The sequence below is a fragment of the Oceanicola sp. 22II-s10i genome (genome assembly GCF_002210105.1).
Lineage (GTDB): Bacteria > Pseudomonadota > Alphaproteobacteria > Rhodobacterales > Rhodobacteraceae > Pseudooceanicola.
This window is the reverse complement of record NZ_AQQU01000006.1, coordinates 246,738-270,437: the sequence shown is the minus strand read 5'-3', so window position 1 is coordinate 270,437 and position 23,700 is coordinate 246,738. Positions and strand designations below refer to the sequence as shown.

General features: G+C 67.0%; 21 protein-coding genes. 15 read left to right on the top strand and 6 right to left on the bottom strand.

The window, feature by feature from the left end:
- Positions 1–22: 22 nt before the first annotated feature.
- On the bottom strand, positions 23–1,729 hold the full coding sequence (locus tag ATO6_RS16495) for a thiamine pyrophosphate-binding protein (RefSeq protein WP_176440973.1): 1,707 nt from the start codon (positions 1,727–1,729) through the stop codon (positions 23–25).
- Positions 1,730–2,142: 413 nt separating this feature from the next.
- Here ATO6_RS16495 and ATO6_RS16490 point away from each other — a divergent pair, with 413 nt between their 5' ends.
- The gene (locus ATO6_RS16490) at positions 2,143–2,742 is read left to right on the top strand and encodes a flavin reductase family protein (RefSeq protein ID WP_088625197.1); all 600 of its coding nucleotides are present in this window, start codon (positions 2,143–2,145) and stop codon (positions 2,740–2,742) included.
- 16 nt (positions 2,743–2,758) lie between these two features.
- Here the strand turns inward: ATO6_RS16490 and ATO6_RS16485 are convergent, their stop codons facing one another.
- The 4 genes from ATO6_RS16485 to ATO6_RS16470 all read right to left on the bottom strand — a co-directional run bounded on the left by ATO6_RS16485 (position 2,759) and on the right by ATO6_RS16470 (position 6,965).
- Entirely contained in the window at positions 2,759–3,871 is a 1,113-nt protein-coding gene (locus tag ATO6_RS16485) for a 2-aminoethylphosphonate--pyruvate transaminase (protein ID WP_088625119.1), read from the bottom strand.
- Positions 3,868–5,019 (bottom strand): phosphonopyruvate decarboxylase, encoded by a 1,152-nt coding sequence (gene aepY, locus ATO6_RS16480; protein ID WP_088625118.1) that lies wholly within the window; start codon positions 5,017–5,019, stop codon positions 3,868–3,870. The genes ATO6_RS16485 and aepY overlap by 4 nt, the downstream gene beginning before the upstream one ends.
- Before the next feature lie 8 nt (positions 5,020–5,027).
- On the bottom strand, positions 5,028–5,900 hold the full coding sequence (gene aepX / locus ATO6_RS16475) for a phosphoenolpyruvate mutase (RefSeq protein WP_088625117.1): 873 nt from the start codon (positions 5,898–5,900) through the stop codon (positions 5,028–5,030).
- Between the two features lie 270 nt (positions 5,901–6,170).
- A complete protein-coding gene (locus tag ATO6_RS16470) occupies positions 6,171–6,965 on the bottom strand; it encodes an enoyl-CoA hydratase/isomerase family protein (RefSeq protein WP_088625116.1) in 795 nt (264 codons plus the stop codon).
- A gap of 153 nt (positions 6,966–7,118) precedes the next feature.
- Between ATO6_RS16470 and ATO6_RS16465 the strand changes: the two genes are divergently transcribed.
- The 6 genes from ATO6_RS16465 (at position 7,119) to ATO6_RS16440 (ending at position 14,029) form a co-directional block, all read left to right on the top strand.
- Entirely contained in the window at positions 7,119–7,763 is a 645-nt protein-coding gene (locus ATO6_RS16465) for a CerR family C-terminal domain-containing protein (protein WP_088625115.1), read from the top strand.
- The gene (locus tag ATO6_RS16460) at positions 7,763–8,710 is read left to right on the top strand and encodes an HlyD family secretion protein (protein WP_217899020.1); all 948 of its coding nucleotides are present in this window, start codon (positions 7,763–7,765) and stop codon (positions 8,708–8,710) included. The genes ATO6_RS16465 and ATO6_RS16460 overlap by 1 nt, the downstream gene beginning before the upstream one ends.
- Entirely contained in the window at positions 8,707–9,630 is a 924-nt protein-coding gene (locus ATO6_RS16455; RefSeq protein ID WP_088625113.1) for an ABC transporter ATP-binding protein, read from the top strand. The genes ATO6_RS16460 and ATO6_RS16455 overlap by 4 nt, the downstream gene beginning before the upstream one ends.
- A complete protein-coding gene (locus ATO6_RS16450) occupies positions 9,627–10,751 on the top strand; it encodes an ABC transporter permease (RefSeq protein ID WP_088625112.1) in 1,125 nt (374 codons plus the stop codon). Before ATO6_RS16455 ends, ATO6_RS16450 begins: the two co-directional genes overlap by 4 nt.
- A 243-nt stretch (positions 10,752–10,994) precedes the next feature.
- The gene (locus ATO6_RS16445) at positions 10,995–11,462 is read left to right on the top strand and encodes a biliverdin-producing heme oxygenase (protein WP_141102026.1); all 468 of its coding nucleotides are present in this window, start codon (positions 10,995–10,997) and stop codon (positions 11,460–11,462) included.
- Complete coding sequence (locus tag ATO6_RS16440; protein ID WP_088625110.1) at positions 11,459–14,029, top strand: HWE histidine kinase domain-containing protein; 2,571 nt, start codon at positions 11,459–11,461, stop codon at positions 14,027–14,029. Before ATO6_RS16445 ends, ATO6_RS16440 begins: the two co-directional genes overlap by 4 nt.
- A 391-nt stretch (positions 14,030–14,420) precedes the next feature.
- On the opposite strand, the gene ATO6_RS16435 is transcribed toward ATO6_RS16440, so the two are convergent.
- Positions 14,421–14,639: a DUF1127 domain-containing protein gene (locus ATO6_RS16435; RefSeq protein ID WP_088625109.1), complete on the bottom strand. Its 219-nt coding sequence runs from the start codon at positions 14,637–14,639 to the stop codon at positions 14,421–14,423.
- 249 nt (positions 14,640–14,888) lie between these two features.
- On the opposite strand from ATO6_RS16435, the gene ATO6_RS16430 reads away from it, so the two are divergent.
- The 8 genes from ATO6_RS16430 (at position 14,889) to murF (ending at position 23,691) form a co-directional block, all read left to right on the top strand.
- Positions 14,889–15,956, top strand: coding sequence for an Mrp/NBP35 family ATP-binding protein (locus ATO6_RS16430; protein ID WP_088625108.1), 1,068 nt, complete (start codon positions 14,889–14,891; stop codon positions 15,954–15,956).
- A 3-nt stretch (positions 15,957–15,959) separates the two neighbouring features.
- On the top strand, positions 15,960–16,424 hold the full coding sequence (locus ATO6_RS16425; protein ID WP_088625107.1) for a GNAT family N-acetyltransferase: 465 nt from the start codon (positions 15,960–15,962) through the stop codon (positions 16,422–16,424).
- A 674-nt stretch (positions 16,425–17,098) separates the two neighbouring features.
- Positions 17,099–17,629 carry a division/cell wall cluster transcriptional repressor MraZ gene (locus ATO6_RS16420; RefSeq protein WP_088625106.1) on the top strand — a complete coding sequence of 177 codons (531 nt, stop codon included), beginning with the start codon at positions 17,099–17,101 and terminating at the stop codon, positions 17,627–17,629.
- 3 nt (positions 17,630–17,632) lie between these two features.
- On the top strand, positions 17,633–18,625 hold the full coding sequence (rsmH, locus tag ATO6_RS16415; protein ID WP_088625105.1) for a 16S rRNA (cytosine(1402)-N(4))-methyltransferase RsmH: 993 nt from the start codon (positions 17,633–17,635) through the stop codon (positions 18,623–18,625).
- Positions 18,622–18,966, top strand: a complete 345-nt coding sequence (locus ATO6_RS16410; RefSeq protein WP_088625104.1) for a cell division protein FtsL — start codon at positions 18,622–18,624, stop codon at positions 18,964–18,966. Before rsmH ends, ATO6_RS16410 begins: the two co-directional genes overlap by 4 nt.
- On the top strand, positions 18,963–20,753 hold the full coding sequence (locus ATO6_RS16405; RefSeq protein ID WP_088625103.1) for a penicillin-binding protein 2: 1,791 nt from the start codon (positions 18,963–18,965) through the stop codon (positions 20,751–20,753). Before ATO6_RS16410 ends, ATO6_RS16405 begins: the two co-directional genes overlap by 4 nt.
- 17 nt (positions 20,754–20,770) lie before the next feature.
- Positions 20,771–22,267, top strand: coding sequence for a UDP-N-acetylmuramoyl-L-alanyl-D-glutamate--2,6-diaminopimelate ligase (locus tag ATO6_RS16400; RefSeq protein ID WP_088625102.1), 1,497 nt, complete (start codon positions 20,771–20,773; stop codon positions 22,265–22,267).
- On the top strand, positions 22,264–23,691 hold the full coding sequence (murF, locus tag ATO6_RS16395) for a UDP-N-acetylmuramoyl-tripeptide--D-alanyl-D-alanine ligase (protein ID WP_088625101.1): 1,428 nt from the start codon (positions 22,264–22,266) through the stop codon (positions 23,689–23,691). Before ATO6_RS16400 ends, murF begins: the two co-directional genes overlap by 4 nt.
- Positions 23,692–23,700: the final 9 nt, after the last annotated feature.

Genomic DNA, 23,700 nt, shown 5'->3' with positions numbered 1-23,700 from the left:
TTTTGACTCCTCCCTTGATGTTTCAGGTTTTCGCTGCGCTGGCCCCTCCGGGCTGTTGGCGTCTGAGTGGCGAACTCTGGGTCTGGCGCCGCATCGTGGGGGCCATGACCTGATCGGAAACGTGGAAATCCCACAGCATCGGCCCGTCACCCGCCTCGAAATCCTTCACGAGATCGGGCAGTTGCGACAGGTCGTCCACGCGGGTGCCGGATATCCCGAAGCCCCGCGCCAGCGCGGCAAGGTCGCGGTGTCCGAAGACGGCGCCGTGGTCGGTCAGCCCGTCAGCGCGCAGCTTGTGGATCTCGGACCCGTAGGCGCCGTCGTTGAAGATGCAGAACAGGATCTTCATGTTGTAGCGGGCGACCGTCTCCAGCTCCTGCACGTGCATCAGGAAGCCGCCGTCGCCCTCGGTCATCATCACCGGCTGGCCGCCGCCCGCGGCCCAGCGACCGGCGGCATAGCAGATGCCGTTCCCGATCGCGCCGAATTCGCGGATGGTCAGGGTGTTGTCCGCGTCGCGGCCGTGGATATGCGCGGTGAACCACGCGCAGTGGCCTGCCGCACCGACATGGGCCCAGTGCGACGGGGCCGCTTTCGACAGCGCGGCGGCGACGTCCATCGGGTCGTGATAGCCGTTGAGCGCGGGGCGCGGGGTGGCGTCCGGGGCCTCGGTCATCACGCGTTTCGCGTGCGTGGCGACGTCCCAGCCGGACTGCGGGCTGCGGGGCGCGTCGTTGCGCACCCATTCCGCGATCTCGGCCAGCGCCAGCGCCGCATCTGCGGTGACATGTTGGCGGGCCGGGGTCTGGCCGTGTTTCAGCATAGGCGGGGTCGGGTCGATCTGGATCACGTCCTCGGGCGAGAACAGCGCGTTGGCGTCGCTGGTGTGCGACGACAGGCTGGCCCCGACGGCCAGCACGAGATCCGCCTGTTCCATCACCGCCCGTGTCGCCACATGCGCAAAGCCGCCGGTCACGCCGATGTAGCGCGGATTGCCCTCGAACAGGCCCTTGGCGGGCAGGGTGACGGTTAGCGCGGCGTCCCAGGCTTCCGCCAGCTCCTCGCAGATCGCGCGGCAACCAGAGGCATGGGCCCCCCGTCCGCCGAGGATCACGATGCGTTTCGCGGCACGGATCCGTTCCACCGCGCGCTCGATCTGGGCGGGATCGGGGCGCCGGGGCGAGTCTTCGGGCATCAGGACGTGTGACGGGATGTAGGTGCCCGTCGGGATCGCCTGCTTCTGCAGGTCGAGGGGCGCGGCCAGAACCACCGGGCGCCGTTCGCTGCGCGCGATGGTGAAGGCCTCCATGACGTGGTGGTCGATCAGCTTGGCCGAGCGCGCGGCGACGTAAGCGGCGCCGCAGCCCAGCACCAGCGGTTCCTGGTCGATGCGCTGGTTGTACCATGTGGAATCGATCGGATCCTCGCCCGAGAACACCACCAGCGGGATGCGGGCATGCGCAGCGGTGGCCAGGGCGGTCATGATCTGCGTCAGGCCCGGTCCGCAGGTGACCGAGGCCACGCCGACCTCGCCCGTCTTGCGCGCCCAGGCAGAGGCCATGGCGACCGCCGCATGTTCGTGGCGGACGTGATAGCTGTGAACGCCCGGCATCGCGGCCAGCGCCGCTTCCCAGTGCATGTTGCCGTCGCCGGTCAGGCTGAACGCGGTGCGCACGCCCTCGGCATGAAAGGCTTCGGCAATGGCCTGATAAATCCTGCGGGTTTCCACGGGGCCTCCTCGCTCCTGTCGCATGTCCCGCGGCTCCGGCGCTGCCGAAGTCTCCTCCCGCCTGTGGAACATGCTGATGTCGCGCTCAATCTTCGTGCGGCCCGGTATCGCGTCAAGCGGGTCATCCGGGCCGTGTCGGCCCGACATATCCCCATTTCCGGTGATTTCCCGATGGGCGAGGTTTTTTCCTCTTGCGATCACAGAGGGTTAGGCCGGGGTTCCGCCCTGCGGACTGACTTTCCGCAAGCGTCTGGAACCATTGACTTTTCTCATATGCAGCGTTGGGGATGGTTGCGGTCGCAAATTCGGCACCGCAAACTCAGCTTATCCCCGCGCGCGGCAGCCGTCCCGGCGGCCATGGCCGGACCCGACCGGCGCGCGCAAAGTCCAGGCACCACAAGGAAATGTCGCTCATGCACTATGGAAAAGACCGGCCCGCGATCCTCAGCCATGACCCGTTCAAGGCAATCATCGCACCCCGCCCGATCGGCTGGATCGGCACGCTCAATGCGGACGGCGTTCCGAACCTGGGGCCCTATTCCTTCTTTTGCGGGGTCGGGTCCAACCCGAACATGATCGGCTTCAGCAGCGAGGGGGCGAAACATTCCTACGTGAATGCCAAGGCCACCGGAGAGTTCACGTTTTCACTGTCCACCGAGGCGCTGATCACGGCCATGAACATCTCGTCCTCCGCGCATCCGGATGGCGTGGACGAGTTCGCCAAGGCGGGCGTGACCATAGGCAAGTCGGTCGAGATTGCCGCCCCCTTCGTCGCCGAGAGCCCGGCGGCGCTGGAATGCGTGACGTTGTCGGCGGAGCAGATGCGTGACCGCCACGGGACCTTGCTGAACAAGTATTTCGTGATCGGAGATTTCGTCCGGACGCACATCAACGACGATTACATCCGCGAGGGCCGGTTCGACGTGGAAAAGGCGCGACCGATCTCGCGCCTTGGCTATCGCGACTACGCGACGGTCACCGAGTTGTGGGAACTGGCGCGGCCCGACGACTGAGCGTGGGGCCAGCGGGTCACTTGACCCCTGCGAGGTCGCGCTGGCGCATCTGCTGCGTGACCTCGGCGAAACCGGAGAGCAGCGCGTCGAAGGCCTGCGGGGGCAGGGCGCCGATGCAGCCGACGCGGAACGTCTCGGTCTGCGTCAGCTTGCCGGGGTAGATGCAGCAGCCCCGCTCGGCCAGCGCGTCATAGAGGCGGGTGAAGTCGAACCAGCCGCCCTCGGGGCTGTCGAAGGTCAGGATCACCGCCGAGCGCAGTGCCTCGGGCAGGGTCGCGCGGTAGCCGAGCGCCTCCAGCCCCTTCGTCACCCGCGCGGCGTTGGCCTGATAGGTCGTCAGCCGTCCGGCGCAGCCGCCTTCGGCCGCATGTTCCTCCAGCGCGCAGTGTAGCGCGGCGAGAACGTGGGTCGGCGGTGTGAACCGCCACTGGCCATTCGCCTCGAAGCCGCGCAGTTGGTCCTGCAGGTCGAGCGACAGCGAGGGCGAGACCCCGGCGCGTGCGGCCAGCAGCGCGCGGTCGGCGATGACGAAGCCGATGCCGGGCGTGCCGTGCAGCCCCTTGTTGGACGATGCGATGACGGCGGCGCAGGGCAGGGCGGCGACGTCGATGTCATATGCGCCGAAGCTGGCCATCGCGTCGAGCAGGAGCAGCGCGCCGGCGTCTGCCACGGTCGCGGCAATCTCGGGCAGCGGGTTGAGCAGGCCGGTCGTGGTTTCCAGGTGGACGACGGCGACCATGGTGATGCCGGGGTTCGCGGCCAGATGCGTGGCGAGGCGGGCGGGATCGACCGCTTCGGTCTCGCCGAATTCCAGCGTTTCCACCGATTTGCCCATCCGGGCCGCGATGGTGCGGATGCGCTTGCCGTATTCGCCGTTGATGACCACCAGCAGGCGATCCTCCGGGCCGACCAGCGTGGCGATCGCCGCTTCGACCGCGAATGTCCCGCTGCCCTGCATCAGCACCGCCGCGTGGCTGTCGCCCGCGTTGACCAGCGCCTCCAGACGGGTGCGCACCTCGGAGGTCAGCGCGATGAAGCGCTTGTCGCGGGAGCCCCAGTCGGTCGTCATCGCCTGACGCACGGCGTCGGAGGTGGTCAGCGGGCCGGGGGTGAAGAGGTAGGCGCTCATGCGGTGGCCTCCAAGGTCGGGAAATCGAAGCGGGTGCGCAGGCGCGACAGCACCTCGCGCGGGGTCTTGTCGGGGCGGGGCAGGTCGTCCATCGAGCCGGGCAGGATCGGCATGTGGATCATGACCGGCCCCTCCTGGTTCCCCGCGAGCGCGCGGTCCAGCCCGGCGAGGTCGTCGACCCGGTAGGAACTGGCATAGCCGCAGGCGGCGGCGACCTTGGCGAACGGCGTGTTGAGCGAGATCGTCGCCTGCCCGCCGGTGGAATCGTAGGCGCCGTTGTCCAGCACGAGGTGGATCAGGTTGGCGGGCGCATAGCTCGCGATCATCGGGATCGCGCCCATGTGCATCAGCGCCGCGCCGTCGCCGTCGATGACCAGCACCTTTTCCTTGGTCGACAGCGCCATGCCCAGCCCGATGGACGAGGCGAGGCCCATGGAGCCGACCACGTAGAGGTTGCTGTCCAGATCGGCGGTCGCGAACATCTCGCGCCCGGTCTTGCCGGTGGTGGCGAGGCGGATCGCGGCGGGGTCGAACCCGTGGGTGATGTGGCGCAGGACCTCGATCCGGGGCAACAGCGCGCCGCCGGTGGTGAGGTCGGCGTAATCGCCTTCGTCGCGGCGGCTGACCGGCTTTTCCTCGGCCTTGATCTTGTCGAAGGTCTTGTCGGGCACGACGATGGCGATGCAGCGCTGTTCGGTCTCGATCCGCGCCAGCACCTCGGCCAGTTGCGCCAGCGCCGTGTCCTCGTCATCCGACAGCGTGACCCACGGGATCTCCATCGCGTCCAGCAGGGGGTGCGTGGCGTGGCCCATGCGTTCGTGCTGAGGCTCGTCCTTCATGCCCGGCTTGCCGCGCCACGAGGTGATCAGCAGCAGCGGCAGTCCGAAGGGTTCGATCAGCGATGTCAGCGGGTTGACGGCGTTTCCCAACCCGGAGTTCTGCATCAGAACGACCGACCGCCGCCCGGCCATGACGGCCCCGGCGGCGGCGGCGACGGCCTGACCTTCGTTCGTCGCGGCGACATAGTCGACACGCGGGGAGGACAGGAAGAACGTCTGGAGCGCGGCAAGGCTGGAGCAGGGCACGCCCGAGGCGAAGCCGTAACCGGCTTCGACCAGCGCGGTGGCCCAACGTGCGGTGGACACCATGACGGGACTCAGGCGCTGACCTTGCGGACGAAATCGTCAAAGACGTTCTCGCCGGTCAGGTCGAAGACCTCGGTCAGCGTGGCGACCTTCTGCTCGACCGCCGAGATCGACTGCGTGCGGTAGATCTCTTCGCAGACCTCGGAAATCGCGACGATGGCGGCGCGCATGGCGTGGTTCGCCCAGATCGTGGTCGAGACGCCCAGATCGCGGAACACGTCCATCGGGGTCTGGTGATACTTGGTCGGCACGATGACGACGGGGCAGGCGTTGTCCCACTGGCGGCAGAACTCCTCGATCTCTTTCGAGTCCGCCTTCTTGGAGTGAATCAGGATCGCGTCGGCCCCGGCCTGCCGGTAGGCCCCGGCACGGTCCAGCGCCTCCTGCATCGACCGCCCGGCGATCAGCGCCTCGACCCGTGCCACGAAGATGAAGTCGGGATCGGACTGCGCATCCTTGGCCGCCCGGATCTTGGCGGTGAAGTCGGGGATCGTCAGCAGCGGCTGCGCGTCGCCGAGGAAGGAGTTCTGCTTGGGGAACAGCTTGTCCTCGATGCAGACGCCGGCCACGTCGCGCTGGCACAGCTTCTTGACCAGCCGCGCCACGTTGTTGAAGTCGCCATAGCCGGTGTCGCCGTCCAGCAGGATCGGCACATCGGTCGCGTCCGCCATGAACTCCACGGTCTCCAGAACCTGCGTCCACGACGCCTCGTTCCGGTCGCGGATGCCGTAGGAGGTCGACAGGCACAGGCCCGACGCCCAGAGGCCCTTGAACCCCGTCCGTTCGGCGATCTTGGCGCTGACGCCGTTATGCGCCTCCATCAGGAATTCCAGTTCGCTGCTCTGGATCATGTCCCGCAGCTGGCGTGCCTTGGTTTTCGTCATGGTCGTCCCGTTCCTTGTGCGGCCGGTGCGCCGCTTCGTTGCAATCCGGGCCTTGGTCCGGCCCGTTCCCGTCTGGTCGATTGCGTCAAGGAAAGCTCTCGGGGCGGTCCCGTCAATGCGGGCGGGGCCCGTTCGGGCGTGTCGGAGTCCGTGTCGCAACGCGAATGCGCGAGCTTATGCTGAAAAGCGCGCGCATCTGCAACACTTATGAAATCATCTGTGAAACTTATAGGTCGAGGCGCGGACAAGGCCGCGCCCCGGCCTGCGGGCTCAGCGTCCCTTGAACACCGGCGACCGCTTTTCGAGGAACGCCTTGCGGGCCTCCTTCGCATCCTCGCTGGCAAAGGCCATGCGGATGTTCTGCACCTCGTAGCGCAGCTGCTGTTCCATGTCGGTGGACTCGTAGGACTTCACGATGCCCCGTTTCAGCAGGCGCATGGTGATCGGCGACCAGTTGCACAGGGTCTGGCAATACTCCTGCAACCGGCCCGCCAGCGCGTCGTCGGCCACGGCTTCGCCCGCCATGCCCCACTCGACCGCCTCCGCCCCGGTGACGGTGCGGTTTTCCATCATGAAGCGCATCGCCTTCTCGTAGCCCATGGCCTGCGGCAGCGTGATCGTCAGCCCCGCATCCGGCGACCCGCCGATCCGCGTGTAGCCCGCCATCAGCCGCGCGCTGTCGGCCACGATCCGCACGTCGGCGGCCATGGCGAGGCCCAGCCCCGCGCCGACCGCCACGCCGTTGACCCCGGCCACCACGGGCTTGTCGCAGCGCTTGCGCAGAGCGAGGACGAAGTTGCCGACCCAGCCCACATCGTCGAGCTGCGCGTCCATCGGGGACTTGGGCGAATAGTCCGCCGATCCGGTCAGGTCGAGCCCGGCGCAGAATGCCTTGCCCGAGCCTGTCAGCGCGACGACCCAGACGTTGTCATCCTTGGCGGCGGCATCCACCGCCTCGATCACGCCCCAGGCCAGTTCGCGGCTGAGCGCGTTCATCTTGTCCGGCCGGTTCAGCGTGATCGTGCGCACGTGCCCGCTATCGGATGTGGTCACCAGTTCGGTCATGTCCGGCCCTCCTCATATCGCGCCCGTCCCTCGGCGCCGCCAGTCGCGGCATCTTGGGGCAGGGGCGGTGGCCGTCCAACCTGCGGGGCGCGAATTCAGGGACGTGCATTGCCGGGGATTGGATTTAATCAAACGATTGATTAAGATTGAGCCATGACCGAGTCGCCCCGATCCTCCACCGACACCCGCACCCGCCTGATCGAGGCGGCGCTCAAGCTGTTCGGCCGCGACGGCTATGACGGTGCGTCGACCCGCGCCATCGCGGGGCAGGCTGACACCAACGTCGCCTCCATCGCCTACCACTTCGGCGGCAAGGAAGGTCTGCGCGACGCCTGTATCGAAGCCCTGGCCGCCCGGATCACCGAGGCGTGGGGTGACGCCGGCGAGGCGCCCCGCGCCGCCACGCCCGAGACCGCCGCACGCATGCTGGAGCGGATCCTGAGGGGCATGGCCTCGGTCATGGCGACGGCGCCGGAGGCCCGCGACCTGGTGGCTTTCGTCGTCCGGGACATCACCGGCGCGGGCAGCATGTCCGACAGGTTCTATGCGCAGGTGATCGAGCCGCGTCACAAGGCGCTCTGTAGCCTCTGGGCCATGGCCACCGGGCAGAACGCGGAGGCGGACGAGGTCCGCCTGACCGTCTTCGCGATGGTGGGGCAGGTCCTTTACTTCAACGTCGCGTCGCCGCTGGTCGCCCGTCGCATGGGCTGGTCCGCCATCGGCCCCGCCGAGGCCGGGGTCATCGCCGACACCGTCGTCGCCAACCTGCATGCCGCCATCGAAAGGCACCGTGTATGATGAGTCTCTGTTCTCTGCCGCTCGCGGCCTCGCTCTTTGCCTCCTGCGCCGCGCCATCCCCTTTCGCGACCGGCTATGTCGAGGGCGAATATACCCTCGTCGCCCCGGTCGAGACCGCGCAGATCCGCGCGGTGAACGTCGAACGCGGCGACCGGGTGGAGGCCGGGGCGGTGCTGGTCGCCATGGAGCGCGAGGATGCCGAGATCGCGCTGGCGCAGGCCGAGGCACAGCTGGCGCAGGCGGACAGCGAGCTTGCGAACCTGCTGCAGGGCGCGCGGCAGGAGGAGATCAGCGTCATCGAAGCGAACCTCGCCTCCGCACGGCTTCAGGCCGAGGAGGCCGAGCGGCAGCGCGAACGGATCGTGCGGCTGGCCGAGCGCGGCGTGACCACCGACGCACAGCGCGAGGATGCCGTGACCGCCGCGCAGGTCGCCGCCGCCAAGGTGGCCGAGATCGAGGCGCAGCTGACCGTCGCGCGCCTGCCCGCGCGCGAGCAGGAGATCGCCCGCGCCCGCGCCGCCGTCAGCGCGGCAAAGGCGGCTCGCGATCAGGTCAAGTGGAAGCTGACGCAGCGCGAACTGAAGCTGGACGAGCCGGTGACGGTGGTCGACGTGATCCGCACGGGCGGCGAGATCGCTGGCCCCTCCGCCCCGGTTCTGTCGGTGCTGGGCGCGAATGCCGTCAAGCTGCGGCTCTACGTCCCCGAACGGTCGTTTGCCGAGATCGCGGTCGGCGATGCGCTCAGGGTCGGCTGCGACGGCTGCGCGGCGGGGCTGACGGCGCGGATCATCTACATCTCAGACGAGCCGGAGTTCACGCCGCCAGTGATCTACTCGCTCGAGAACCGGCAGAAGCTGGTCTACCTGATCGAGGCCCGGCCCGAGGGCGAAAGCCGTTTGAAGCCGGGCCAGATCGTCGATGTCACCCTGCCGGGGGCCGCGCGGTGACCGAGCCCGCGATCCGCGTCACCGACCTGACCAAGCGGTTCGGGGACAAGACCGTCGTGAACGGCGTGTCGCTGGATGTGCGCAAGGGCGAGATCATGGGCTTTCTCGGCCCGAACGGGTCGGGCAAGACCACCACCATCCGCATGATGTGCGGCCTGCTGGAACCGACCGAGGGCGAGGGCAGGGTGCTGGGCCACGACATCCGGCGCGAGAGGCGGGCGATCAAGCGGCGGGTCGGCTACATGACGCAGAAGTTCTCCTTCTACGAGGACCTCACGATCGCCGAGAACCTGCGTTTCGTCGCCGGCCTCTACGGGATGACGCCGGCTCGGAAGGTCGTCGCGGACACGCTCGAGGACCTCGGCCTGACCTCGCGCCGCAACCAGCTGGCGGGATCGCTGTCGGGCGGGTGGAAACAGCGCCTGGCCCTGGCGGCCTGCATCATGCACAAACCCGACCTGCTGATGCTGGACGAACCGACGGCGGGTGTGGACCCCAAGGCGCGGCGCGATTTCTGGGACGAGATCCACCGGCTGGCGGCGGACGGGCTGACCGTCCTCGTTTCGACCCACTACATGGACGAGGCCGAGCGCTGTCACCGGATCGCCTATATCTCCTACGGCCAACTGATCGCGCATGGCACCGTGGCGCAGGTCGTGCGTGAAGCCGGGCTGACGACCATGGTGCTGGAGGGGCAGGGGCTGTCCGAGGCCGCCCGCAGGCTGCGCGGCGCGAAAGGTGTGTCGCAGGTCGCACCTTTCGGGGCCACTCTTCACGTGGTGGGTGAAGATGCGGCGGCGCTGAAGGCTAGTGTGGAGGCGGTGGCGAAAGAGGTCGGCGCAACCACGTCGGTGGCCGAAACGAGCCTCGAGGACGTGTTCATCGAACTTATGTCGACGGCAGAGGACAACATGGCATGAGCCGCTTCTTCTCGTTCCTCCGCCTGCGCGCGCTGCTGACCAAGGAAACGATCCAGATGCGGCGCGACCGGCTGACCTTCGGGATGATGCTGGGCATTCCGCTGCTGCAGCTCGTCCTGTTCGGCTATGCCATCAACACCGACCCCAAGGAACTGCCCGCGGCCCTCGTCGCGCCCACTCAGGACCGGTTCACCCGCGCCATGGTCTCGGCGCTGGAGCTGACCGGCTACTACCGCTTCGTCGCCCCGAACGCGACGGCGGGCGAGGCCGAGGCGATGATCGAACGGGGCGACGTCGCCTTCGTCGTGACCGTGCCCTCGGATTTCGGGCGCCGGATCGAGCGGGGCGAGGCCGCGCCGATGCTGATCGAGGCGGACGCGACCGATCCTTCGGTCGCCTCGGGGGCGATTTCCACCCTCTCGACTGTTGCGGCCGAGGCGCTGGAGCGCGAGGCGGGTTCCTCCCCCGCCGCGCCACACGGCGTCGCGATCACCGTGCACAAGCGGTTCAATCCCGAGGGCGTTACGCAATACAACATCGTCCCGGCCCTGCTGGGGGTGATCCTGCAACTCACGATGGTGATGATGACCGCCATGGCCCTGACGCGCGAGACCGAGCGGGGGACGATGGAGAACCTGCTGTCGATGCCCGCCACGCCGCTGGAGATCATGCTGGGCAAGATCGTCCCCTACCTCGCCGTCGGCGCGGTGCAGGTGACGGTGGTCCTGATCGCGGCGCGGCTGCTGTTCGCGATCCCCTTTGTCGGAAGCCTGCCGCTGATCCTTGCGGGGGTCTTTGTCTTCGTTCTGGCGCTGGTGATCCTCGGCTACCTGATCTCGACCGTCGCGCGGACACAGATGCAGGCGATGCAACTGACGTTCTTCTTCTTTCTGCCGTCGCTCCTGCTGTCGGGATTCATGTTTCCCTACAGGGGCATGCCGGCCTGGGCTCAGGTTCTGGGCGAAGTGTTTCCGCTGACGCATTTCCTGCGGTTGATCCGGTCCGTCATGCTGAAAGGCGCGGATGTGGCCATCGTCGCGGGGCCCTTCATCTCGCTCGGAATTTTCGTTCTGGCGCTGACGGCGGTCACGCTGCTGAGGTTCCGCCGGACTCTGGACTGAAGCCGGGATATAACCGCCGTGGCCACCCGCAAAAAAAGTTGAATGGGCGTGGAACCTTCCCGCCTGCGCTGCGTTTGACAGCTTAGAACCAGAACACTTTCTGACAGGGTTGAGTCGTTGAACGCACATGCCGGGGCCGGTCGACTTGGCCCGATACAAGACCCGCGCAGGGGTTTCCGTTTTTATCTGCGCGATGCAACCCGCCCCGCCCACGACCGCGCAGAAGAGGTGCTGGGATCTGTGTTGACGGATCCCAAGGGCCACATGGCGGCGTTTCTCTCAACTCACCTGACAGCTTTCAGCGCGCTGGCCCGTGTGTCGCTGGGCGGTCTGCCGTCCGGCACGGACGAGGCGCTGGCGGCGGCCGTTTCGGCGTTGCGGACGGACTGTGCGGCGTGGGGGATACCGGCGACGGACAACATGATCGCGCCGCGTGGGCTGGACCCGTTGGCGGTGGCCTATGTCGTGCTCGGCTCCGGACTGGGGACCGAGGTGATCCGCAGGAAACTGCTCGCCGGCGGAATCGACCCGCTGCCGTCCTATTTCACGAACCGCTCGGGGGGCGACTGGCGCGATCTGTGCGCGCGGCTGGACGCAATAGACCCGGAGTCGGAACGCGCGATCCGCATCGTGATGGACACCGACTGCTGCTTTGACATCTTCATCCGGGCCTCTGCCATATCGGCAACGTCCACTGGCGGGTTCGTGTGACTTCCCACCCTTCTGCAGGTCAGTCCGCCGAACAGGCTGTCGACCTGACGAACTGCGATCGTGAACCGATCCACCTTCTGGGCCGTGTCCAGTCCTATGGCGCCCTTCTGGCGCTTTCGTCCGACTGGCTAGTGCAGCACGCTTCCGACAACCTGCCCGCGGTGCTGGGCTTCGAGGTGGAAGAGGCGCTTGGCCGTCCCCTGTCCGAGCTGATCGTGTCCGATGCGATGGACCGCATCCGCCGCAACATGGGCGCGCTGGAAGGCCGTGACGGGGCGGTGCGGCTGTTCGGCATCGTCCTGCGCGGACAGGACAAGCTGTTCGACGTGTCCGTGCACCAGAGCGGGCGTCACCTGATCATCGAGTTCGAGCCCAAGGCCGGCCCCCGCGAAGCCGACGTCATGTCCGAGGTCTATCCCTGCCTGAACAGGCTGAAGGGGCTGAACGAGCTGCCGGACCTCGCCCGAGAGGCCGCGCGCGGGCTGCGGATGCTGTCGGGTTTCGACAGCGTGATGGTCTACCAGTTTCAACCCGACAAGTCCGGACGTGTCATCGCCGAGGACCGGGCGGACGGGCAGTCGCGTTATATGGGGCTGAACTTTCCCGCGTCGGACATCCCCGCGCAGGCGCGCGAGCTTTATCGCCGGTCCCTGCTGCGGCTGATCGCCGATGTCGAGGACGACGGTTCGATGATCGAGCCGCAACTCAGCCTGGACGGCAGCCCGATCGACCTGTCTCTGGCCGTCACCCGCGCCGTTTCGCCCATCCATATTGAATACCTCAAGAACATGGGCGTCGGCGCGTCGATGTCCGTCTCTATCCTCCGAAACGGCGAGTTGTGGGGGCTGTTCGCCTGCCACCACGACAGTTCGCGCTACATCGACTACGAGCGCCGCACGGCGATCGAGATGTTCGGGCACATGTTCTCCTACGAGATCAGCCGGCAGGAGGAGTCGTTCCGACTGAAGGCGCAGGACGAAAGCGGCCGGATGCAGACCGCGCTGATGGCGAATCTGGCCGAGGGGCGGGGTCTGTCGGAGACCCTGTTCTCCGTCTCGCGCGACATTGGCCGGTCCGTAAGCCATGACGGGATGGTCCTTTATCTGGACGAGACCTTTACCGCCACCGGCAGCGTCCCGACCGAGGAAGAGTTCCGCAAGATCGCTCGGATGCTGGATACACGCGCCGGTCCGTCGGTGTTCGCCAGCGACAGCCTGTCCCGGCTGCTGCCGGATGCCCGCGATTACATGAACCGGGCGTCCGGGATGCTGGCGATCCCGATCTCGCGCCGGCCGCGCGACTACCTGATCCTGTTCCGCAAGCCGATTGCGTCCAAGGTCAACTGGGCCGGCGATCCGGCCAAGCCCGCGACCCTCGGTCCGAACGGCACCCGCCTGACCCCGCGCAAGAGCTTCGAGGTCTGGACCGAGACGGTCGAGGGCAGGTCGGCCCCCTGGTCGGTCCAGGACAACCACGTCGCCGAGCGGCTGCGCATCGTCCTGCTGGAGATCTTCCTGAAGATCACCGATGCCGCCAACGGCGAACGCAAGCGGGCGCAGGAACAGCAGCAGCTGCTGATTTCCGAACTCAACCACCGGGTTCGCAACATCCTGAACCTGATGCGGGGGCTGGTGTCCCAGTCCAGCAGCGGCGCGCGCAGCCTGACGGATTTCACCGACAGCCTTGACGGACGCATCCAGTCGCTGGCCCGCGCCCACGACCAGCTGACCAGCGAGAAGTGGGAACCGTCCTCGCTCAAGGCGCTGATCCACTGCGAATTCGAAGCCTACGCCCAGGCAAAATCAGCACGGGTCCTGATCGACGGTCCGGATGCGATGATCTCTCCGGCGGCCTATACGACGATGGCGCTGGTCCTGCACGAGATGGCGACCAACTCGCTGAAATACGGCGCGCTCTGCGATCAGGCGGGGCGGGTCGAGATCAGCCTGCGGCAGGACCGCAGCGGCGGGCTGAATATCGACTGGGTGGAAAAGGGCGGCCCGCCCGTCCGCCCGCCGAGCCGCAGGGGCTTTGGCACGACGATTCTCGAACGTTCGATTCCGCATGAACTGCAGGGGGATGCCGAGGTGTCTTACAAGACCACCGGGGTCGAGGCGCATTTCCGCATCCCGCCGCGCCATATCGACCGGATTCGCCGCGAGGACGACGACTCGCGGGATGCCACCCCCCAGCCGGCACTGTCGAACATGATCCGTCTCAGCGGCAACGGGCTGGTGCTGGAGGATGCGCTGATCATCGCGATGGATGCGGCGGCGATGCTCGAGGAAATGGGTGCCTCCAAGGTCGCCATCGCCTCGTCCGTCGAGCAGGCCATGCAGGAAATCGACCGCGATCCCCCGGCTTTCGCCCTGCTGGACATCAACCTCGGGGCCGAGCAGTCGGTGACCGTGGCCGAGCGGCTTCATGCGCTTGGCATCCCGTTCGTGCTGGCGACGGGCTATGGCGAGACATCCGAGATCGTGGAGAGCTATCCGCCCGCGCGGATGGTGCAGAAGCCGTTCAGCATCGAAACGCTGGCCGTCGCATTCAGCGCAGGCCCCGACTAGGGGGCGGTCACTCGGTCAATGAAGAAAAAGAGACGGCCCTCGGGCCGTCTTTTTCGTTTTCAGGAGTCTGAAAAAAGGAAAACGGCGGTGCCAGGGAGGAGGAGAGGCACCGCCGTTCCATTTCTCGGTGCCCAGGGAGGAGGAGAGGGTCACCGATCCTTGCGAGCGTAACGCTCTTTTCGCCTGCAAGTTCCGACGGTGCCAGGGAGGAGGAGAGGCACCGCCGGTCTTGCAGCAACCGGCCCAGGGAGGAGGAGAGGACCGGCGCATTCTGTCTGAGGCATGACCCTGCCTCGGGGATAAGATGCGGCGACACCAGGGAGGAGGAGAGGTGCCGCCGCGAGTTCACAGAAGACCCAGGGAGGAGGAGAGGGCCTTCTGATCCCGGAATTTACATCGAGCGGTAGGCCTGCTCGTAAGCCATGGAGCGGATCATCGAGCGGTTGGCGCCGAAGTCCCGCAGTTCGCGGTCGTTGAGCATCGACAGCTCGGCCACGGTGCGTTTGTAGGTTGCGTAGCGGCTGTAGCCTGCAACGAATTTCTCTGCCAGGCGCGCGAACAGACCCTGTTCGGAAGAGACACCTGCGTGGGTTTCAGTGATCATTGCCATTTGGTCGTCTAGCCTTCATGTCTTCTCTGCGGCGGCCGGAGCGTGCTCCGTTGTGCCGTCTGTTGAGACTGAAGATAGCAAATTGCTGCGCCTGCACAATGAACGGTTCGTCAATGCCGCCATGCAGCAAATGCATACGCAATGTTGACCTAACGGTAGTTGAAATCGCTGGATTTTCCGCTTTCCGTTCGGAAACAGCCCATGGTCTGTGCAAGTCGTCTGCCGGTTGCACAATGAGGAGTCGGAACCATGACCAAGGATCAGATTTACGCCACGTTATCGAAGGTCGGGCTGCCCGACGGCGGCGACCTCGTTTCGCGTGACATGATCCGGGCGCTTGCGGTCGAGGGCGACTCGGTTCGTTTCGTGATCGAGGCGCCGACCCCCGAGTCGGCCCGTGCGATGGAGCCGGTCCGCGCCGCAGCCGAGGCGGCGATTGCCGCGATGCCGGGTGTCGGCAGGGTGCAGGTGGCGCTGACGGCGCATGGACCCGCCGCGCAGAAGGCGCCGCCGCAGGGGCTCAAGATCGGCGGCCATCCGACGCCTCAGGCCGGGCCGATGCGACCGGCCGGCGTTGACCGTATCCTCGCCGTTGCCTCCGGCAAGGGCGGGGTCGGCAAATCGACGGTCAGCGCGAACCTTGCCGTGGCGCTGGCCAAGGCCGGGCGCAAGGTCGGTCTGCTGGACGCCGATATATACGGTCCGTCGCAACCGCGCATGATGGGTGTCTCGGGGCGGCCCGCGTCTCCCGACGGCAAGATCATCGAACCCAAGCACGCGCATGGCGTCACCATGATGTCGATCGGCCTTATGGTGGACGAGGGCAAGGCGGTGGTCTGGCGCGGGCCGATGCTGATGGGGGCGCTCCAGCAGATGCTGGGGCAGGTGGCCTGGGGCGAACTGGACGTGCTGATCGTCGACCTGCCTCCGGGGACCGGTGACGTGCAGCTTACATTATGCCAGCGCGCGGCGATGACCGGGGCGCTGGTCGTTTCGACCCCGCAGGACGTGGCCTTGATCGACGCGCGCAAGGCCATCGACATGTTCAACACGCTCAAGACCCCGGTGCTGGGGCTGATCGAGAACATGGCGAGCTTCGTCTGCCCGAACTGCGGACACGAAAGCCACCCCTTCGGTCACGGCGGTGTCGCGGCCGAGGCCGAGCGGATCGGCGTGCCGTTCCTCGGGGCGCTGCCGCTCGATCTCGACACCCGGCTGGCGGGCGATGCCGGCACGCCGATCGCCGCGGGGGACGGGCCGATGGCGCAGGCCTATGCGCAACTGGCCGACCGGCTGGTGAAGGGCGGGATGGCCTGAGCCATGGCGCTGGTGATCCGCAGGGCAGGGAGCGGCGACCTCAGGGCGCTGTCCGACTTGTGCCTGCGGTCCAAGGCGGCATGGGGCTATGACGATGCCTTCATGCAGGGCTGCGTCGCCGAACTCACGGTGACGCGGGCCGATCTGCGCGGGGCGGATGTCGTGATGCTTGAAAAGGCGGGCAGGGCGGTGGCGATGGCGCAGGTCGGCGCTGGCCCCACACCGGACGAGGCCGAACTGGACCGCCTTTTCGTCGCGCCCGAGGCGATGCGGCAGGGCTTTGGCCGGGCTCTGATGGTCTGGGCGCGTGCGGCGGCGCGCGCGCGGGGTGCCTCGCGGCTGCGGATCGACAGCGATCCGAATGCCGAAGCCTTCTATCTGTCCGAAGGCGCGCAGCGCGTGGGGCTCAGCCCCTCGGGCAGCATTCCGGGGCGAAACCTGCCGCAACTGGTCATCAACCTGGCCTGAAGCGCGCCCTAGCTTCCGATTCACTGCAGTTTGCCGACTCGTGGGATTTGCCTCCACCGGCATGCCCTGACGGCTCGCATTGCCGGGAATGGCCGTGATTCAGGAATCACGGCGGTGTGATTCGTGCGGATTCGAGGCTCGATTTATCCTCGTGGCAGCCACGCAGCCCCTCAGATCGGCATCCGGGAAACTTTTTTCGGGATCAGGTGGAACTGCATGGGAATGCCGCCGGGACGGCTCTCGGCACAACATCTGGTGTGGATGTTGTTGGATGTGACCATATGGGCTGGCCGAGCGGTCAGTTGGGCCGGACGATCCCAGTCTGTCCCATCCCTCGGTGGCATGCTTTCCCAAAAATAACCGTTGCCCCCCGTCATTTCCCAAGTCATAACTGAATGCACAAGATGAGGACGGGAAACGGGGCGCAACAAAGACCCCAAACAAAACTTCCCAAGGCAGTGTTCATACAGGCAACCCGCTTCATCACACGAAGAGATCCGTAGCGCGAGCGAGCAGACATCCCCCCAGGTGGCGCGCGCTAAACGGACCACCCCCGGAGACGGGACGAGGGCGGCGGATAGGGCAGTGGCAGCAGCACCTATCCGCCGTTTTCCCGTTTAAGGGTGCCCTATAAGGGATTGTGAAACAAGGGGGATGTGGGACGGTAATCGAGCGTGGACCTGGGACGGTTCAGAGGCGAACACCATCTGAAGATGGACAGCAAGGGACGCGTGTCGATCCCTGCAGAGTTCCGCCGTGTGCTCGAAGCCGGTGATCCGACCTGGAGTGAAGGTGCGGCCCCCACGATGTTCATCAACTACGGCGACCACCTTCTGCCCGGCTGTCTCGAGGTCTATTCCGTCGCCGCCCTGCGCGAGATCGAGGATCTGATCGACGACATGGACATGGGATCGGAAGAGCAGGAAGAGATGATCACGCTCTACACCTCGCAGTCCGAGATGGTCCGCCTCGACGACACCGGTCGTGCGGTGATGCCGCAGAAGCTGCGCGACAAGATGGGCGCCGCCGACGGGATGCAGATGTTCGTCCGTGGCCGTGGCAAGACCTTCGAGCTGTGGAACCCCGAAGCCTACCGCGAAGCCTTCCCCGAACAGGACGATACCGCCCGCCGCGAACGGCTGCGTGGTCTCAACCCGAAACAGCGCCTCAACGACATCCGGCAACGCCGGGACGCGCGGGAGTAGGTGATGGGGCAGGGTGAACCATCGGTCGACCAGCCCCATGTCCCGGTCCTGCTGCGCCCGCTTCTGAAGGCCGTGGCGCCGGTGCGTGGCGTCTGGCTGGACGGCACGTTCGGCGCAGGCGGCTACACGCGCGGACTGCTGGAGGCGGGGGCGGACAAGGTGATCGGCCTCGACCGCGATCCGATGGTCTTTGTCATGGCCCGCGACTGGTCCGGCGACTACGGCAGCCGGCTGGAACTGGTGCAGGGCGTCTTTTCCCGCCTCGACGAGGCCACGTCCGAACCGCTCGACGGCATCGTGCTGGATCTCGGCGTGTCGTCCATGCAGCTCGATCTGGCCGAGCGGGGCTTCTCCTTCATGAAGGACGGCCCCCTCGACATGCGGATGAGCAGCGACGGGATGAGCGCGGCGGATATCGTCAACACGGCGTCCGAGGCGGAGCTGGCCGACATCCTGTTCCTGTTCGGCGAGGAGCGGGCCAGCCGCCGCATCGCCCGCGCCATCGTCAAGCAGCGCGAGGCGCAGCCGTTCGAGCGGACGCTGCAGCTGGCGCAGGTGATCGAGGGCTGCCTGCCCCGTCAGAAGCCAGGCCAGTCGCATCCGGCGACCCGCAGCTTTCAGGCGCTCAGGATCGCGGTGAACGACGAATACGGCGAACTGGCGGGCGGTCTGCAGGCCGCCGAACGGGCGCTGAAGCCCGGCGGGATGCTGGCGGTGGTGACCTTCCATTCGGTCGAGGACCGGATGGTCAAACGGTTCCTGCAGCTGCGGTCCGGCGGGATGGGGCGGGCCAACCGCTACGCGCCCGAGACGGAACAGGACGCGCCGCGGTTCGAGGTCGTGACCCGCAAGGCGGTCGGCCCGGACGATGATGAATTGGCGCAGAACCCGCGGGCCCGCTCGGCCCGGCTGCGGGTCGCGCGCCGCACCGATGCACCGGCGGGTCCGGTGGATGAAGGGGCACTGGGGATGCCCAAGCTCAGGGGGAAACGATGAAGGGATTTCTGTATATCGTATCGGCACTTGCCGTGATCGGTCTGGCCTTCTGGGCCTACCACGAGAACTACGAGACCCAGCATGCCATGAACCAGGTGGAGCGGGTGCAGAAGGACATCGGTCAATCGCGCGCACGGCTGGCGATGCTCAAGGCCGAATGGGCCTATCTGAACCGCCCCGACCGCCTGCGCGATCTGGCCGAGATGAATTTCGAGAGCCTCGGCCTGCTGCCGCTGCGCCCCGACCAGTTCGGCCGTATCGACCAGGTCGCCTATCCGCAGACTGAAAAGCTGCTTGTGACCGAACCCGTGTCCGTATCCAGCGACGGAGACAAACCATGATCCGCACCCCCCTACGCCCGCTCGCCCGCGTGATCGACGCCCGCGCGAAAGGCGAGAACCCCGACGCCATCGAACGCGAGAACCTGCGCCTGCGCCACGAGGAAATGCGCGACCGCGACCGCAATCGTGCCGAGGGGCGGCTGCTGGTGCTTGGCGCGATGTTCTTCTGCGCCTTCACGGTCATCGGCTTCCGGATGGGCGCGATGGCGGGCTCCGAACCGGCCGAACCGATCTCTTCTGTCGGCGGCGCGTCGATCCAGGCCGAACGGGCCGACATCGTCGACCGCAACGGCCGTATCCTCGCCACCAATATCGAGACCCACGCGCTTTACGCGCATCCCCAGCAGATGGTGGACCCGCTGCGCGCGGCTGAAAAGCTGTCGGCTATATTCCCCGAACTGGACGGCGACCGCCTGCTGCGCGACCTGACCGGCAAGCGGAAATTCCTGTGGATCAAGAAACAGTTGTCGCCTGAACAGCAGCAGGCTGTGATGGACATCGGCGAACCGGGCCTGCTGCTCGGCCCGCGTGAGCTGCGGCTTTATCCCAACGGGCGGATCGCGGCGCATATCCTTGGCGGCGCGTCCTTCGGCAACGAAGGCGTGCACAGCGCCGAGGTGATCGGCACGGCGGGCGTCGAGCGGCAGTTCGACAGCCAGCTGCGCGATCCGGCCAAGATCGACCATCCCTTGGAGCTGTCGCTGGACTTGCGCGTGCAGGCGGCGACGGAACGGGTGCTTTATGGCGGCATGAAGCTGATGAACGCCAAGGGTGCCGCGGCAGTCCTGATGGACGCGAAGACGGGCGAGATCATCGCGATGTCCTCGCTGCCGGATTTCGACCCCAACAACCGGCCCGCCCCCCCGACCGAGGGGCATCCCGACGACAGCCCGCTGTTCAACCGCGCGGCGCAGGGGCTTTATGAACTGGGTTCGACCTTCAAGATCTTCACCGCGGCGCAGGCGCTTGACCTCGGGCTGGTCGCGCCGACGACCATGATCGACATCCGTGGCCCGATCGCCTTCGGCCGGTTCCGGATCCGCGACTTCCACTACTATGGCAAGGAACTCTCGGTCGAGAAGATCATCGTCAAGAGCTCCAACATCGGCACGGCACGTCTGGTGCAGATGATCGGCATCGACCGGCAGAAGGCCTTTCTGGCCGATCTGGGTCTGACCACGGTCAGCGGTCTGGAACTGCCCGAAGCCGCGCAGGCGCAGCCGCTGCTGCCCGCGAAGTGGTCGGAACTGTCTTCGATGACGATTTCCTATGGTCACGGCATGTCCGCTAGCCCGCTGCACCTTGCCGCCGCCTATGCGACCATCGCCAACGACGGGATCAAGGTCACGCCGACGCTGCTGAAACGCGACCCGTCCGTGGCACTGCCGCAGGAAGAGGTGATGTCGACCATCGCCGCCCGCCGGGCGCGCGCGATGCTGCGCAAGGTGGTCACCGAGGGCACCGCGAGTTTTGGCGAGGTCGAGGGCTATGCGGTCGCAGGCAAGACCGGGACCGCGGACAAGCCCAAGCCGACCGGCGGCTATTATGATGACAAGGTGATCGCCACCTTCGCGTCCATGTTCCCGGCGCACGATCCGAAGTACGTGCTGATCGTCAGCCTCGACGAACCGGTGGAAACCTCGGGCCCGCAGCCCCGCCGCACCGCGGGCTGGACCGCCGTTCCGGTCGCCGCCGAGATGATCCGTCGCGTCGCGCCGCTGCTTGGCCTGCGCCCGCAGATTGAACCCGCCAAGCTGGCTGATATAACCCTGACATCCTCGAACTGACGAAGGGCAGGGTCACGATGGCGGCACGGGCGGCAGGCAAGGTGGCAACACTGGACGAGCTGGGCCTGACCGCCACGGCGGGCGGACAGGCGCGGATCACGGGTATCTGCGTGGACAGCCGGTTCGTCGAAAAGGGCAATCTTTTCGCGGCGCTTCCGGGCACGGCGGTCCACGGTGGCCGCTTCATTCCGCAGGCGCTGGAGGCCGGTGCGGCGGCGATCCTGACGGATCAGGACGGCGCCTACATGCACGCGGCGCTGCTGCGCGCATCGGACGCCGCGCTGATCGTGGCCGAGGATCCCCGGCAGGTTCTCGCCTATGCCGCGGCGCTCTGGTCGGGCGCCCAGCCCGAGGTGATGGCGGCGGTGACCGGGACCAACGGCAAGACCTCGGTCGCCACCTTCACCCGCCAGATCTGGACGCATCTGGGCCACGCGGCCTGCAATTTCGGCACCACCGGTGTCGAAGGCGCCTATGAGGCGCCGCTGCAGCACACCACGCCCGAACCGATCACCCTGCACCGGGTTCTGGCCGAGGCCGCCCGCGCGGGTGTCACCCATGGCTGCATGGAGGCGTCGAGCCACGGCCTCGCGCAGCGGCGGCTGGACGGTGTGCAGCTGAAGACGGCGGGGTTCACGAACTTCACGCAGGATCACCTCGATTACCACGCGACCTTCGAGGAGTATTTCGAGGCCAAGGCCGGCCTGTTCCGCCGCCTGTTGTCGCCCGAGGGTGTCGCGGTGGTGAACCTCGACGGCCACCGCGGCAAGGACATGGCGCAGATCGCGGTGGATCGCGGCATCCAGGTGCTGGGCGTCGGGCGAAGCGAGCGTGCGCAGCTGCGGGTTCTCAGCCACCGATATGAACCGGACGGGCAAATCCTGCGCTTTGGCTGGGACGGCAGGCACTATCAGGTCCGCCTGTCGCTGCTTGGCGGGTTCCAGTCCGAAAACGTGCTGGTCGCGGCGGGCCTTGCCATCGGATCGGGCGACGCGCCCGAGGATGTCTTTGCCACGCTGCCCGACCTGACGACGGTGCGCGGGCGGATGCAGCTTGTCGCGCGGCGCGAGAACGGGGCGACGGTCTATGTCGATTACGCCCACACCCCGGATGCCGTCTCGACAGCACTCAAGGCGATGCGTCCGCATGTCATGGGCCGGCTGATCGCCGTCATCGGCGCGGGCGGGGACCGCGATGCCACCAAGCGGCCCCTCATGGGGCAGGCGGCGGCCGAGAATGCCGATCTGGTCTTCGTCACCGATGACAACCCCCGGTCCGAGGACCCGGCGGCGATCCGTCAGGCCGTCCTGCTGGGCTGCCCCGACGCCATCGAAGTGGGCGACCGGGCCGAGGCGATCCTGCGCGCGGTCGACGCCCTCGGCCCCGGCGACACCTTGCTGATCGCGGGCAAGGGACACGAGACCGGGCAGATCATCGGCTCCAGCACCTATCCGTTCGACGATGCGGAACAGGCCTCCGTCGCCGTTGCCGCGCTTGACGGGAGGCTCGCATGAGCCTCTGGACCGCCGCAGAGGCGGTCGCGGCCACGGGTGGCGAAGCGCGCGGCGACTGGTCGGTCGGCGGCGTGTCGATCGACACCCGCACCATCCAGCCCGGCGACCTGTTCGTCGCCCTGCGCGCGGCGCGGGACGGACATGATTTCGTGGCGCAGGCGCTCGACAAGGGCGCGGCCGCCGCGCTGGTCGATCACGTGCCGCAGGGCGTGTCGCCTGACGCGCCGCTGCTGATCGTGCCCGACGTGCTAAAGGCGCTCGAAGACCTCGGGCGGGCGGCACGGACGCGGATGAAGGGCAAGGTCGTCGCGGTGACCGGATCGGTCGGCAAGACATCGACCAAGGAGATGCTGCGTGTGGTTCTCGGCCACCAGCGGCGGACTCATGTCGCCGAAGCCTCCTACAACAACCACTGGGGCGTGCCGCTGACGCTGGCGCGGATGCCGCGCGACGCCGAGCTGGCGGTGATCGAGATCGGGATGAACCATCCGGGCGAGATCGCGCCGCTGGCCAAGCTCGCCCGACCGCATGTCGCGATGATCACCACCATCGCCGCCGCGCATCTGGAAGCCTTCGACGACCTGTCCGGCATCGCGCGGGAAAAGGCGAGCATATTCGAGGGGTTGGAGCCCAAAGGTGTTGCGGTCATCAACGGCGATCTCAGCACCTCGGCGCTGATGATCGAGACGGCGAAAGCCGCCGGTGCGCGGGTGCTGACCTTTGGCGAGGCGCCGTCGAACCACCATCGGCTGGTGACCCTGCGGATCGCGGACGAGACCACGATTTCCGAGGGCCGCGCATGGCGCGCGCCGGTGCTGTTCAAGCTGGCCGCCGCCGGGCGCCACTTCGCGGTCAATGCGCTTGGCGTGATCGGCGTCGTCTCGGCGCTTGGCCTCGACCGGGCGCTGGCCGCCGCCGACCTTGCCCGCTGGATGCCGCCCGCGGGGCGGGGGATGCGGGAACGGCTGCTGCTCGATACGTTGGACGAGGGGCTGAGTTTCGAGCTGATCGACGACGCCTTCAACGCCAACCCGACCTCGATGGCCGCCGCGCTCGAGGTGCTGGCGGCGGCGACCCCGCGCGACAACGTGGGCCGCCACGCACACGGTCGCCGCGTGGCGGTGCTGGGCGAGATGCTGGAACTGGGCCCGGACGAGGCGGCGATGCACCTCGGGCTGGCCGACCTGCCGTCTATGAAGGCCCTGGACCTGATCCATTGCGTCGGCGCACGCATGCAGCCCTTCTACGAGGCGCTGCCGGAGGCCAAGCGGGGCCGCTATTCGCGTTCGGCGGAAAAGCTGGCGGACAAGGCGGCGCGGCTGGTGGACGCCGGCGATGTCGTGCTGGTCAAGGGATCGAAGGGCAGCAAAGTCAGCCTTGTTGTTGACGCGCTCAGGAAATTGGGACATCCGGCTGCGGAATAATGGGGACCC

Bases quoted from the DNA above. Each gene is read 5' to 3' on its own strand.
- ATO6_RS16490 (WP_088625197.1), top strand. From the start codon at position 2,143: ATGCACTATGGAAAAGACCGGCCCGCGATCCTCAGCCATGACCCGTTC.
- ATO6_RS16485 (WP_088625119.1), bottom strand. From the start codon at position 3,871: ATGAGCGCCTACCTCTTCACCCCCGGCCCGCTGACCACCTCCGACGCC.
- aepY (WP_088625118.1), bottom strand. From the start codon at position 5,019: ATGGTGTCCACCGCACGTTGGGCCACCGCGCTGGTCGAAGCCGGTTAC.
- aepX (WP_088625117.1), bottom strand. From the start codon at position 5,900: ATGACGAAAACCAAGGCACGCCAGCTGCGGGACATGATCCAGAGCAGC.
- ATO6_RS16470 (WP_088625116.1), bottom strand. From the start codon at position 6,965: ATGACCGAACTGGTGACCACATCCGATAGCGGGCACGTGCGCACGATC.
- ATO6_RS16465 (WP_088625115.1), top strand. From the start codon at position 7,119: ATGACCGAGTCGCCCCGATCCTCCACCGACACCCGCACCCGCCTGATC.
- ATO6_RS16460 (WP_217899020.1), top strand. From the start codon at position 7,763: ATGAGTCTCTGTTCTCTGCCGCTCGCGGCCTCGCTCTTTGCCTCCTGC.
- ATO6_RS16450 (WP_088625112.1), top strand. From the start codon at position 9,627: ATGAGCCGCTTCTTCTCGTTCCTCCGCCTGCGCGCGCTGCTGACCAAG.
- ATO6_RS16435 (WP_088625109.1), bottom strand. From the start codon at position 14,639: ATGGCAATGATCACTGAAACCCACGCAGGTGTCTCTTCCGAACAGGGT.
- ATO6_RS16430 (WP_088625108.1), top strand. From the start codon at position 14,889: ATGACCAAGGATCAGATTTACGCCACGTTATCGAAGGTCGGGCTGCCC.
- ATO6_RS16425 (WP_088625107.1), top strand. From the start codon at position 15,960: ATGGCGCTGGTGATCCGCAGGGCAGGGAGCGGCGACCTCAGGGCGCTG.
- rsmH (WP_088625105.1), top strand. From the start codon at position 17,633: ATGGGGCAGGGTGAACCATCGGTCGACCAGCCCCATGTCCCGGTCCTG.
- ATO6_RS16410 (WP_088625104.1), top strand. From the start codon at position 18,622: ATGAAGGGATTTCTGTATATCGTATCGGCACTTGCCGTGATCGGTCTG.
- ATO6_RS16405 (WP_088625103.1), top strand. From the start codon at position 18,963: ATGATCCGCACCCCCCTACGCCCGCTCGCCCGCGTGATCGACGCCCGC.
- ATO6_RS16400 (WP_088625102.1), top strand. From the start codon at position 20,771: ATGGCGGCACGGGCGGCAGGCAAGGTGGCAACACTGGACGAGCTGGGC.
- murF (WP_088625101.1), top strand. From the start codon at position 22,264: ATGAGCCTCTGGACCGCCGCAGAGGCGGTCGCGGCCACGGGTGGCGAA.